The organism is Streptomyces sp. NPDC048461, assembly GCF_055587105.1.
In genome coordinates, this window is record NZ_JBVJGW010000023.1 from 26,492 (window position 1) to 39,026 (window position 12,535).

The 12,535-nt window shown below is 73.9% G+C and carries 10 protein-coding genes; 6 read left to right on the forward strand and 4 right to left on the reverse strand.

Features of this window, described 5'->3' with window-relative positions:
* Positions 1-58: 58 nt before the first annotated feature.
* Together greA and ACZ6S8_RS30525 are read right to left on the reverse strand one after the other, a co-directional pair.
* Positions 59-556, reverse strand: a complete 498-nt coding sequence (greA, locus tag ACZ6S8_RS30520) for a transcription elongation factor GreA (protein ID WP_469460650.1) — start codon at positions 554-556, stop codon at positions 59-61.
* 259 nt (positions 557-815) lie between these two features.
* Positions 816-1,235 carry a DUF4307 domain-containing protein gene (locus ACZ6S8_RS30525; RefSeq protein ID WP_469460651.1) on the reverse strand — a complete coding sequence of 140 codons (420 nt, stop codon included), beginning with the start codon at positions 1,233-1,235 and terminating at the stop codon, positions 816-818.
* Positions 1,236-1,354: 119 nt separating this feature from the next.
* Between ACZ6S8_RS30525 and mca the strand changes: the two genes are divergently transcribed.
* From mca to ACZ6S8_RS30540, 3 genes are all read left to right on the forward strand, one after another.
* A complete protein-coding gene (mca, locus tag ACZ6S8_RS30530; protein WP_469460652.1) occupies positions 1,355-2,236 on the forward strand; it encodes a mycothiol conjugate amidase Mca in 882 nt (293 codons plus the stop codon).
* A gap of 2 nt (positions 2,237-2,238) precedes the next feature.
* A complete protein-coding gene (locus tag ACZ6S8_RS30535; protein ID WP_469460653.1) occupies positions 2,239-2,469 on the forward strand; it encodes a hypothetical protein in 231 nt (76 codons plus the stop codon).
* Positions 2,470-2,547: 78 nt separating this feature from the next.
* On the forward strand, positions 2,548-3,093 hold the full coding sequence (locus tag ACZ6S8_RS30540; protein ID WP_469460654.1) for a hypothetical protein: 546 nt from the start codon (positions 2,548-2,550) through the stop codon (positions 3,091-3,093).
* 62 nt (positions 3,094-3,155) lie between these two features.
* On the opposite strand, the gene ACZ6S8_RS30545 is transcribed toward ACZ6S8_RS30540, so the two are convergent.
* Positions 3,156-6,446, reverse strand: coding sequence for a tetratricopeptide repeat protein (locus ACZ6S8_RS30545; RefSeq protein ID WP_469460655.1), 3,291 nt, complete (start codon positions 6,444-6,446; stop codon positions 3,156-3,158).
* A gap of 157 nt (positions 6,447-6,603) precedes the next feature.
* On the opposite strand from ACZ6S8_RS30545, the gene ACZ6S8_RS30550 reads away from it, so the two are divergent.
* Positions 6,604-7,434: a DUF4344 domain-containing metallopeptidase gene (locus ACZ6S8_RS30550; RefSeq protein WP_469460656.1), complete on the forward strand. Its 831-nt coding sequence runs from the start codon at positions 6,604-6,606 to the stop codon at positions 7,432-7,434.
* Positions 7,435-7,507: 73 nt separating this feature from the next.
* Complete coding sequence (locus ACZ6S8_RS30555; protein ID WP_469460657.1) at positions 7,508-9,580, forward strand: thioredoxin domain-containing protein; 2,073 nt, start codon at positions 7,508-7,510, stop codon at positions 9,578-9,580.
* 111 nt (positions 9,581-9,691) lie between these two features.
* On the opposite strand, the gene trhA is transcribed toward ACZ6S8_RS30555, so the two are convergent.
* The gene (gene trhA / locus ACZ6S8_RS30560; protein ID WP_469460735.1) at positions 9,692-10,309 is read right to left on the reverse strand and encodes a PAQR family membrane homeostasis protein TrhA; all 618 of its coding nucleotides are present in this window, start codon (positions 10,307-10,309) and stop codon (positions 9,692-9,694) included.
* Between the two features lie 399 nt (positions 10,310-10,708).
* Here trhA and ACZ6S8_RS30565 point away from each other — a divergent pair, with 399 nt between their 5' ends.
* Positions 10,709-12,532: a phosphoenolpyruvate carboxykinase (GTP) gene (locus ACZ6S8_RS30565; RefSeq protein WP_469460658.1), complete on the forward strand. Its 1,824-nt coding sequence runs from the start codon at positions 10,709-10,711 to the stop codon at positions 12,530-12,532.
* The last annotated feature ends 3 nt before the right edge of the window (positions 12,533-12,535 follow it).

A 12,535-nucleotide genomic window follows, 5' to 3' on the forward strand; every position in this document is an offset into this window, starting at 1 on the left:
CGATGCCCGGCCGGGAGGACCCGGCCGGGCATCGTCACGTACGAAGGGGGTGGGACGGTCAGCCGGTGAAGGGCTTGACGTCCAGGATCTTGACCGAGGCCTTCTTGCCGTTCGGCAGCTCGTACTCGGCGTTCTCGCCGATCGCCTTGCCCATCACGCCGGTGCCCAGCGGGGACTGCGGGGAGTACGTCTCGAAGTCGGAGGACGCGTACTCGCGCGAGGCGAGCAGGAACTCCATGGTGTCGTCCTCGTCGCCGTCGAAAGCGATCTTGACGAGCGTGCCGGGAGCGACCACGCCGTCCGACGCGGGCGCCGTGCCGACCTTGGCGTTCTCCAGGAGCTGCGTGAGCTGGCGCACGCGCAGCTCCTGCTTGCCCTGCTCCTCCTTGGCCGCGTGGTAACCGCCGTTCTCGCGCAGGTCGCCCTCCTCGCGGGCGGCTGCGATCTTCGTCGCGATCTCCGTGCGGGCGGGACCAGAGAGGTAGTCCAGCTCCGCCTTCAGCTGGTCGTACGCCGCCTGGGTCAGCCAGGTGACGCTCTCGCTCGTCTGGGTCACGGGTGCTCCTCGTCGGTACAGGGAATTACAAGGCCGCCAGCGGCGGGCGAAACCACGAGCCTAACAATTCGGGAAGAAAAGGGGGAGGACCCAGGGGGTTCATTGCCCGCCCGGGGCGCCCGCGACACCACTCGCGCAGGAGTGCGAATCCTGCCGTCCGGAGCCCGCCGTGCCGGGCCCCGCAAGCCCTCCCGCGGGTACCGCGCCGCTCCCGAGGGCCTCCGTGCGACGCCCGGTGACCCCGGGCGCGGCGGCCGCGTCAGCCCGTGGGGCCGGAGGCCTCCGGCCGGCATGCGACCAGCTCGATCATCGTGGCGCGGCCGGTCGTCCTCAGCGAGACCACCTCGTCCACGCGCCCCGACGGCTGGGCGAAGGTGAAGTCGGCCCGGCCGACCTCGCCGTGCCCCTCGTCCTGGGAACTCAGGGTGCAGACCCCGGTGACCGAGGCCTCCTTGCGCACCTCCAGGTGGACCTTCACCTCGGTGTCGGAGACGACCTGGAACTTGATCACCTCGGCGCTGACGCTCTTGCCCGCGACGTATCCCCAGCCGATCCAGCCGACGACGCCCAGCAGGGCCACGCCCAGCACCGACCCGATGATCTTGAGCTTCCGGTCCGCGCGCTCGTCCGCCGACCGGCCGTACCGGCCCTCGGGCAGCCCCTGGCGCACCGTGCTCATCGATCGTCCCTTCAGCGAGGCCCGGAGGCCGGGCCCTGCGGGCCACCCCCGGAATTTTCCATCCCCCGATTCAGTCACTATAGAGACGTCGTCATCACCGAATTGCAGAGGATCCCGTCTTGACCGAGCAGCTCCGACTGATGGCCGTGCACGCCCACCCCGACGACGAGTCGAGCAAGGGCGCGGCCACCATGGCCAAGTACGTGTCCGAGGGGGTGCCCGTCCTCGTCGTGACCTGCACCGGTGGTGAGCGGGGCTCGGTCCTGAACCCCAAGCTCCAGGGCGACAAGTACATCGAGGAGAACATCCACGAGGTCCGCGCCAAGGAGATGGACGAGGCGCGCGAGATCCTCGGGATCGAGCAGGAGTGGCTCGGCTACGTCGACTCCGGGCTCCCCGAGGGCGACCCGCTGCCCCCGCTCCCCGAGGGCTGCTTCGCCCTGGCGGACGTGGACGAGGCGGCCGGGCGCCTGGTGAAGAAGATCCGCACCTTCCGGCCGCAGGTCGTCACCACGTACGACGAGAACGGCGGCTACCCGCACCCCGACCACATCATGACCCACAAGATCACGATGGTGGCCTTCGACGGTGCGACCGACACCGTGAAGTACCCGGAGGCCGAGTTCGGCCCCGCCTACCAGCCGCAGAAGCTCTACTACAACCAGGGCTTCAACAAGCCGCGGACCGTCGCCCTGCACGAGGCCCTCCTGGCCCGCGGCATGGAGTCCCCGTACGGCGAGTGGCTGGAGCGATGGAAGGAGTTCGAGCGCACGGAGCGGACCCTGACCACCCACGTCCCCTGCGCCGACTTCTTCGAGATCCGCGACAAGGCCCTCATCGCGCACGCCACGCAGATCGACCCCGACGGCGGCTGGTTCCGCGTCCCGATGGACGTCCAGAGGGAGGTCTGGCCGACGGAGGAGTACGAGCTGGCGAAGTCGCTCGTCGACACTTCCCTCCCCGAGTCCGACCTCTTCGCGGGCATCCGGGAGAATGCGTAGCTATGAGCGCTACGCAGGCAGCACTGAACGAGCTCCTTCCGCTGGCCGGGGACACCTTCGACAAGAACAAGGTGACCCCCGGAATCCTCGGATTCCTCGTGTTCGCGGCCCTCGCCCTCGGCGTGTGGGGCCTGATGAAGTCGATGAGCCGGCACATGGGCCGGGTGAACTTCCAGGAGGCCCCCGAGCCGGCCGCCCCCGGGAAGCCCGCCGAGGGCACCCGGACCCCGTAGCCCCGGCCCCCACCCGGAACCCGCCGCCCCGCGAAAACCGGTGGGCGGCGGCGTCTCGGCGTGCGCATGATCCTCGGCATGAGCCGGGACGAGGTGTACGAGCGGGTCTTCGCCCCACTGCGCGGGGTGCGGGTGTGGGACATCCAGCTGCACGGTTTCATCGACCGTGACCGACCCCTCCCGCGGTTCTCCCCGATGCGCGACAGCGTCTACCTCGCCCTCGCCGAGGGATACGTCCGCATCGAGGCGCCGCACGGGTCCGGCCAGCTGTCCTTCCGGCCCCCCGAGGACTCCGCCCCGGCGCCGCCCGCGCAGTGGGACCTGGATGACGAGTACGCCGTCGGGTCCTACGGGCACGACCTCCTGGGCGGCGACGGCATCGACTCCGCCGTCACCGGCGTCCGGTACGCGCTCAACGCCGCGTCGGACCGCGCCGCCGGCACGGTCCGCGCCGCCGAGATCCGCTTCGACCACGGCGGCGTGCTGTTCGTCGACCCCCTCTACTTCGACGGCATCCGGCTCCAGGGCCGCGGGGCCTACGACCGCTGGCTCGACTGGGAACGCGAGGAGGCAGACCCTCCGTCCGCGTTCGGCCCGGTCGAGGACCACACCTGGACCCCGTAGCGGGTGAGGCGGCCCGGTCGGGCCGGGCCCGGCCGATCCCGGCCCGCCCCGCACCGGCGTGGTCAGGGTGGGGGGAGTGGGACGCCCATGATCTCCCGTGCGTGCAGGTTCGGGACCAGGCCCAGGCGCCACGCCTGCCAGCCCTCCGCCGGGTCCACGCCCCGGCCCAGGACCACCCCGTACGTCTCCAGGCAGTCCTCCAGGCGCCGGTCCCGCGCCGGGTGCGGGGCCGCCGACAGCCGGGACAGCTCCGCCCGCGCCTCCTCCGGGGCGCCCGGCACCGCGTACGGCAGCAGCGTGCACCGCAGGAAGCGGGCCCAGTCCTCCCCGCGCCGGTCCCCGTACGAGACGAACAGCCGCACCGCCTCCTCGCACAGCCCCAGCGCCTGCGAGACCCGGCCGTTGCCCGCGTCCACCACCGCCAGCTCCAGGCAGGTCCACGCCTCCCCGTGCGCCAGCCCGATCCGCCGGAAGTCGGCCCGCGCGTCCACCAGCAGCTGACGGGCGAAGCCGGAGTTCTTCAGGTTGCCCGTCTGCGCCGCCCGCTGGTCCCGCGTCACGCGCCCCGAGTGGTGGCGGGCGTGCGCCAGCCCGTACACGTCCCGCATCCGCGAGAACATCGTCCGGGCCCGCTCCAGCTCGCGCACCGCCCGGTCGCGCTCCCCGCCCTCCTCCAGCGCCTGCCCCAGGTAGTACAGCGTCCACGCCTCGCCGCGCGCGTCCTCCGCGTCCCGGTGCCGGGCCAGCGCCTCGGTCAGCCGCTCCACGGCCGGCCCCGGATCGCCGTCCACCACCCGGGCCCGGCCCAGCTGGGTCAGCGCCCAGGCCTCGCCGCGGTCGTCGCGCGTGCGCCCGTACAGGTCCAGGGCCAGCCGCAGCTCCGCCTCCGCCCGCGGCACGTCGCCGAGCCGCAGGTACACCTGGCCGAGCTGGAAGTGCGCCCACGCCTCACCGTGCACGCTCTCGCTCTCCCGGTGCAGGGCCAGCGACCGCTCCAGCAGGGACAGCGCCTCGCCAAGGCGGGCCATGTCGCGCTCGACGGCCGCCAGGGCGTGCAGCCCCCACGCCCGGTCGCCCGCCAGCTCCGCCGGCTCCTGGAGCACGAGGGCCTCCCGGATGCGGGCCGCCGCCTCCGGGAGGTTGCCCTGGTGGTGCAGGGTGATCCCGAGCGAGACCAGCGCCATCGCGGCGCCCGCCTCCTGGTGGGCCTCCATGTACTGGTCCACCACCGAGGTCAGCGTGGTCCGCGCCTTGTCCAGCTCGCCGAGCTGGCGCGCGGCGATGCCCGTACGCCACTGCACCGACCGGACCAGCCGCTCCGGCTGCTCCCCGGCACCGCCGGAGCGGCCGGCGGCCACCGCCCGCGTCAGCTCGTCGATCTCCCCGAGCCGGTACAGGTCCCCGCGCAGCAGGCAGAAGTCGCACAGCGCTCCCAGCAGGTCCAGTACCGCCTGCTGGTCCACGCCCTCCGTGTGCCGCAGCGCCGCCGTGATCACGCTCGACTCGTCGTCCAGCCAGCGCAGCGCCGCGTCCAGCGAGGTGAAGCCGTGCCCGCCGAAGTGGTTCGCGCGCGTCGACATCTTCCCGTCGACCATCCGGATCACCGAGTCCGCGAGCTGCGCGTAGTTGCGGATCAGCCGCTCGTGGGCCGCCGAGGCCCGCGCCCGCTCCTCGTCCGACGCCGGCCGGGCCGCCGCGTACGCCCGGACCGCGTCGTGCATCCGGAACCGTCGGCCGCGCACCCGCTCGATCAGCCCGGCCTCCCACAGCTCCTCCAGCGTGCGCAGCGCCGCCTGCTCCGGTACGTCCGCCAGCGCGGCGGCCGCGGCCCCGCCCAGGGAGGCCCGCCCGGCCAGCGGCAGCAGCCGCAGCAACTGCCGGGCGGGATCGGCGAGCCGGGCGTCGGCGGCCCGCAGGGCCCGCTCCACCGGGTGCCCGCCGTCCGGCGCGCCGGGGCCCTCGGCGACCGGCACCCGGCCGGCGCGGGCCAGCGGGGCCAGCATGCGCAGGGCCAGCGGGAGCCCGCCGCCCAGCGCCACCGCGGCGGCGGCCGCCGCCGGGTCGACGGCGGGGGCGGGGGTGGAAGCGGGGCCGGCCGCGGCCGACCGCGCCGTGCTGCCGGGGCCCGACTCCGCGGCCGCGGACCGGAGCAGCTCCAGCGCCTCCGCCTCCGCCAGCCGCTCCACCGGCAGCTGGTGCACCCACGCCGACAGCCCCGCCGGCAGCTCCAGCGGCTCCCGCGCCGTCACCAGGACGAGGCTCTCCGACCGCTCCGGCACCAGCAGGCGTACCTGCTCCGCGTCCACCGCGTCGTCCAGCACCACCGTCACCGGCAGCCCCCGCAGGTACTGGTGGTACAGCTCGGCGAGCCGCCGCACCTGCTGCTCCGCCGAAGCACCGTCGCGGAACAGCAGCTGCTCCCGGGGCGCGCCCAGCCGGTTCAGCAGGTGCAGCAGCGCCTCCCGCGTCGACAGCGGAGCCCCCGATCCGCCGCCGCGCAGGTCCACCACGCAGGCCCCGCGGAACTGGTCCCGCAGCGCGTGCGCCGCCCGCAGCGCCAGCGCCGTGCGCCCCACCCCCGGCTCGCCGTGCAGCACCACGACCACCGGCCGGGTCTCCGTGCCGGCCCGCGCCGCCCGCACCCACTGCCCGACGCGCGTCAGCTCCGCCCGCCGCCCCGCGAACAGCCCCGACGGCTCCGGGAGCTGCCCGAACGACTGCTCCAGCACACTGCGCCGCCGCGCCTCCGCGCTGCGGTCCGCTCCGCGCAGCGGGACCGGCGCCTGGCGCGGGACCGTCCGGGGCGTGCGCGCCGCCGCGGTCACGGCGCGCTGCTGCTCCAGGAACGGGCGGATCCCGCGCACCTCCAGTGCCGTCAGCCACTGCAGCCGCAGCTGTTCGGCGCCGCCCGGCCGGCCCCGCTCCCCGGCCCGCCGGTTCGCGGCGGGCACGTGCACCGCCGTCACCCTGGCCACGGTGGCCGCCGCCCCGGCGACGCCCACGACCGCCCCCGCGGTCAGCGAGGCGCCGGCCGCGACCCCGAGCGCGAGGTCGGTCCCGACCGCGGCGGCGGCCGCCACGGCCACCGCCAGCAGCGCCGTCGACGCGTTGCCCCGCCGGAAGGCCTGCCCCAGGGACTCGTTCCCGGCCGCCGCCTCGTCCAGGGCCCGTACGTACGCCTCGTACTCCGGCGCCGCCTTCGCGGACAACGCGTCCAGCGCCTGCCGGCCGCGGGCCAGCAGCGCGGTCCTGTCGACCGGCGCGCCCGCCGCCCCCGCGCCGCCCCGCCGGGCCTCCTCGTCCACGGCCCGTCCCAACAGCAGCTCGGCCTCACCGCGATGGCTGTCCCGCATCGGCGTCCCCCTCCGAGAGTTCCGGTCGAGTCGATTCCCAAGTCTCGGGGGTGAGGAACGCCAACGCGAGGAAATCTGAGCGAGATCAGAGGCAACCGGCGCTTTCACGAACGAAATTGACGAACCGTGGCCCGTCCCGCCGTCCTAGGCTGACCTCATGAGCCGACGGTGGGGGACCCTGGCGCTGTGCGCCGCCGCGCTGCTGCCGGCGGCCTCCGGGTGCACCGGTCCGGCGCCGGAACCGGCGCCGACGGGATTCACCCTGCGCTACGAGGCCCCGGCCTCCGCCGACCGGGCGAACCACCTCTTCCTGCGGGACGGCCGCATCGCCGAGGCGGCCCTCGCCGACCTCAACGCCTACCTCACCCTGCCCCACGAGGTCGCCGTCGTCGCCCGGTCCTGCGACGGCGAGGGCAGCGGCTACGACCCGGAAACCCGCAGCATCGAGCTCTGCTACGACGACCTGACCGAGGAACGCGCCCTGCTCACGGCCGCCGACCCCCCGAGCCCGTCCGGAAGCCCGGGCGGCGCCCCGGCCGCGAACCCAGGCGCGAACCCGGCCACGCACCCGGCCACGAACCAGGACGCGGAACTCGCCGGGATCGTCCGCGAGACGGTCCACCACGAAGCCGGCCACGCCCTCCTCGACGCCCTGGGCCTCCCCGCCGAAGGGGACCGCGCCGAGGAGGACGCCGCCGACCGCTTCGCCCGCCTGATGCTGCTCCGCGGCGGCCCGGCGGGCGCGGACACCCTCCTGACGGCGGCCCGCGCCCACGACCGCGCCGCCGCGGCCGACCCCGCCCCCGACCCGGACGACGAACACGCCCCGCCCGCCGAGCGCGCGGAGGCCCACCGCTGCGCCGTCTACGGCGAAGCCCCCGCCCGGCACACCGACCTCGCGACCCCGGCCCGCACGACGTGCCCCACGACCTGGCCCGAGGCCCGCACCACCTGGACCCGGGCCCTGACCCCCGTGCTCCGCCCCTGACCGGGCGCGCCCTCCCCGCCGCCCGGGGCCGCGCTCCGCCGCGGACTTCGGCGCGTGCGGCAGGATGGGTCCCATGTCGAACCGCCTCGTGAACGAGACCTCGCCGTACCTGCTCCAGCACGCCGACAACCCCGTCGACTGGTGGCCCTGGTCGCCCGAGGCGTTCGCCGAGGCGCGGGAGCGGGGCGTGCCGGTCCACCTGAGCGTGGGATACAGCAGCTGCCACTGGTGCCACGTGCTCGCGCACGAGTCCTTCGAGGACGAGCTGGTCGCCGCCTACATGAACGAGCACTTCGTCAACATCAAGGTCGACCGCGAGGAGCGGCCCGACGTCGACGCCGTCTACATGGAGGCCGTCCAGGCCGCCACCGGGCAGGGCGGCTGGCCCATGACGGTGTTCCTCACCGCCGACGCCGAACCGTTCTACTTCGGGACCTACTTCCCGCCCGAGCCCCGCCACGGGATGCCGTCCTTCATGCAGGTCCTCGAAGGCGTGCGGGCCGCCTGGGTGGGGCGGCCCGAGGAGGTCGCGGAGGTCGCGCAGCGGATCGTACGAGACCTGGCCGGGCGGCAGTTGGACTACGGGAAGGCCGGCACCCCGGGGGCCGGGGAGCTGGCGCAGGCGCTGCTCGGGCTGACGCGGGAGTACGACTCCGTGCACGGCGGGTTCGGCGGGGCGCCGAAGTTCCCGCCGGCCATGGTGCTGGAGTTCCTGCTGCGCCACCATGCCCGCACCGGCGCCGAGGGCGCGTTGCAGATGGCCGCCGACACGTGCGAGGCGATGGCCCGGGGCGGGATCTACGACCAGCTCGGCGGCGGGTTCGCGCGGTACGCGGTGGACCGGGAGTGGGTCGTCCCGCACTTCGAGAAGATGCTGTACGACAACGCCCTGCTGTGCCGGGTGTACGCGCACCTGTGGCGGGCCACCGGGTCCGACCTCGCGCGGCGGGTGGCCCTGGAGACCGCCGACTTCATGGTCCGGGAGCTGCGCACCGAGCACGGCGGGTTCGCCTCCGCGCTCGACGCCGACAGCGCGGACCCGCTGACCGGCGAGCACGTCGAGGGGGCGTACTACGCCTGGACGCCCGGCCAGTTGCGGGACGTGCTCGGGGAGGACGACGCGGACCTGGCCGCCGCCTACTTCGGGGTGACGCAGGAGGGCACCTTCGAGCACGGCGCCTCCGTGCTCCAGCTGCCCCAGGACGGTCCCGCGGCGGAGGCCGGGCGGATCGCCTCGATCCGGGAGCGGCTCCTCGCCGCGCGCTCGGAGCGGCCGGCGCCCGGGCGGGACGACAAGGTCGTGGCGGCCTGGAACGGGCTGGCCGTCGCCGCGCTCGCCGAGTGCGGGGCCTACTTCGACCGCCCCGACCTGGTGGAGCGGGCGACGGAGGCCGCCGACCTGCTGGTGCGGGTCCACTTCGACGTGAGCTCGGGCCGCGCCCGGCTGGCGCGGACCAGCAAGGACGGCCGGGCCGGCGCCAACGCCGGGGTGCTGGAGGACTACGGCGACGTCGCGGAGGGGTTCCTCGCGCTGGCCTCGGTGACCGGTGAGGGGGTGTGGCTGGAGTTCGCGGGCTTCCTCGTCGATCTGGTGCTGGACCTGTTCGCGGCCGAGGACGGGTCGCTGTACGACACCGCGCACGACGCGGAGCAGTTGATCAGGCGGCCGCAGGACCCCACCGACACGGCGGCGCCGTCGGGCTGGACCGCGGCGGCCGGGGCGCTGCTCTCGTACGCGGCGCACACCGGTTCGGAGGCCCACCGGACGGCGGCCGAGAGGGCGCTCGGGGTGGTGCACGCGCTCGGTCCGCGCGCCCCGCGCTTCATCGGGCACGGGCTGGCGGTGGCCGAGGCGCTGCTCGACGGGCCGCGCGAGGTGGCCGTGGTCGGCGCCCCGGAGGACCCGGCGCGGGCGGAGCTGCACCGGGTCGCGCTGCTGGGGACGGCTCCCGGGGCGGTCGTGGCGACGGGCCTGCCGGGCGCGGAGGACGGCGGCGGCGGGGAGTTCCCCCTGCTGGCCGGGCGCACGCTCGTGGACGGTCTGCCCGCCGCGTACGTGTGCCGGCACTTCGTCTGCGCGCGGCCCACGACGGATCCGGCCGAACTCGCCGAGCAGGTGGGCGCGGAGGCCTCCCGGGAGGGGTGACGCCCGGGCGGGCCGCGCGCCCGCCCGCCGCCCCCGGCCCCCGCGTGCCCCGCGCGCCGTACGGGTACGGGAACGGCTCCGCCCCCGGCACCCGTGCCGGGGGCGGAGCCGTCAGTGCTGGTAGGCGGCCATCGAGATGCCGACGTAGTGGGCCACGAAGGCCGCCAGCGTCAGCGAGTGGAAGACCTCGTGGAAGCCGAAGAAGCGCGGGGAGGGGTTGGGGCGCTTCATGCCGTAGATGACCCCGCCCACGCTGTACAGCAGGCCGCCGACGATCACCAGCACGAGCACGGCGATGCCGCCGGTGCGCAGGAAGTCGGGCAAGAAGAAGACCGCCGCCCAGCCCATGGCGATGTAGCAGGGGGTGTAGAGCCAGCGCGGGGCGCCGACCCAGAAGACGCGGAAGGCGATGCCGGCGGCGGCCGCGATCCACACCGCCCACAGCAGCGTGCGCCCGCTGGACGGCGGGAGCAGCAGGACGGTCAGCGGCGTGTAGGTGCCCGCGATGATCAGGAAGATGTTGGCGTGGTCGAGGCGCCGCAGGATGGCCTCGCCGCGCGGCCCCCACGTACCGCGGTGGTAGACGGCGCTGACGCCGAAGAGCAGGCAGGCCGTGAGGACGTAGACGCCGCAGGCGACGCGCGCCTCGGTCGAGTCCGTGAACGCCATCAGCACGAGACCGGCGACCACCACGGCCGGGAACATCCCGGTGTGCAGCCAGCCGCGCATCAGCGGTTTGGCTTCGAGGGCGGCTTCGGCGGTCTCCAGCGCCTGGACGATCGGAGAGGGCTCGTCGGCCCGGTGGGAAGGCTCGGCGGCCGGTGAGGGCTCGGCGGGCTGGACGGCCTCGGCCGGTCCGGCGGCGGCGTCAGAAGTCATGGTCCACATGCTACCTACGGGCCCGTAGGTTCCCGTCAGTGCTCGGTTCCGTCGTCGCCGCCCACCGGTGCTCTTTACGGAAGATTGACGGACGTGGCGATGCTCACGTGAGAGGCCCTCTGGACATATGCGCACATCCACCGGATGATCAGATGAGTGCGGTCGGCACCGGATGAGCGGAGCGCGAAGCGTCCGGGTCGCAGCCCCCACGGGGCAAACACCAAACAAACCCCTCAACAAGGAGCAATCGTGGCGCGCGACAACGCGGCTCCCACCATCCCGACGACCCACCGAGGACTGATCTCCTGGGTGGACGAGATCGCTGCCCTCACCCAGCCGGACCGCGTCGTCTGGTGCGACGGCTCCGAGGACGAGTACGAGCGCCTGTGCGGGGAGCTCGTCACCCAGGGCACGTTCAAGAAGCTCGACGAGACGAAGCGCCCGAACTCCTACTACGCCGCCTCCGACCCCTCCGACGTCGCGCGCGTCGAGGACCGGACCTTCATCTGCTCCGAGAAGGAGGAGGACGCGGGCCCCACGAACCACTGGAAGGCCCCGGCCGAGATGAAGGCCGTCTTCACCGGTGAGCAGGGGATCTTCCGCGGCTCCATGAAGGGCCGGACGCTGTACGTCGTCCCCTTCTGCATGGGCCCCCTCGGCTCCGAGCTCTCCGCGATCGGCGTCGAGATCACCGACTCCGCCTACGTCGCGGTCGCCATGCGCACCATGACCCGCATGGGCAAGGCCGTCCTGGACGAGCTCGGCACCGACGGCTTCTTCGTCAAGGCCGTGCACACCCTGGGCGCCCCGCTCGCCGAGGGCCAGGCCGACGTCCCGTGGCCGTGCAACACCACCAAGTACATCTCGCACTTCCCGGAGACCCGCGAGATCTGGTCCTACGGTTCCGGCTACGGCGGCAACGCCCTGCTCGGCAAGAAGTGCTACGCCCTGCGCATCGCGTCCGTCATGGCCCGCGACGAGGGCTGGCTCGCCGAGCACATGCTCATCCTCAAGCTGACCCCGCCGCAGGGCGAGGCCAAGTACATCGCCGCCGCCTTCCCCTCCGCCTGCGGCAAGACGAACCTCGCCATGCTGGAGCCCACGATCCCCGGCTGGACCGTCGAGACCGTCGGCGACGACATCGCCTGGATGCGCTTCGGCGAGGACGGCCGCCTCTACGCGATCAACCCCGAGGCCGGCTTCTTCGGCGTCGCGCCCGGCACCGGCGAGCACACCAACGCCAACGCCATGAAGACGATGTACGCGAACACCGTCTTCACCAACGTCGCGCTCACCCCGGACGGCTCCGACGTCTGGTGGGAGGGCATGACCGAGGAGGCCCCGGCCGAGCTCGTCGACTGGAAGGGCAACCGCTGGACCCCGGAGTCCGAGACCCCGGCGGCCCACCCGAACGCCCGCTTCGCCGTCCCGGCCTCCCAGTGCCCGACGATCGCCCCCGAGTGGGAGGACCCCAAGGGCGTCCCGATCTCCGCGATCCTCTTCGGCGGCCGCCGCGCCTCCGCCGTCCCGCTGGTCACCGAGTCCTTCGACTGGAACCACGGCGTCTTCATCGGCTCGAACATCGCCTCCGAGAAGACCGCCGCCGCCGAGGGCAAGGTCGGCGAGCTGCGCCGCGACCCCTTCGCCATGCTGCCGTTCTGCGGCTACAACATGGGCGACTACATGGGGCACTGGGTCAAGGTCGGCGCCGACAAGGACCAGTCCAAGCTCCCGAAGATCTACTACGTGAACTGGTTCCGCAAGAACGACGCGGGCAAGTTCGTGTGGCCCGGCTTCGGCGAGAACAGCCGCGTCCTGAAGTGGATCGTCGAGCGCCTCGACGGCACCGCCGAGGGCGTCGAGACCCCCATCGGCATCCTGCCGACGGTCGCGTCCCTCGACACCGACGGCCTGGACCTGCCCGCCGCCGACCTGGAGTTCCTCCTCACGGTCGACAAGGAGATCTGGCGCGACGAAGCCGCCCTGGTCCCCGAGCACCTCAACACCTACGGCGACCACACCCCCAAGGAGCTGTGGGACCAGTACCACGCGCTCGTCGAGCGCCTGGGCTGAGCC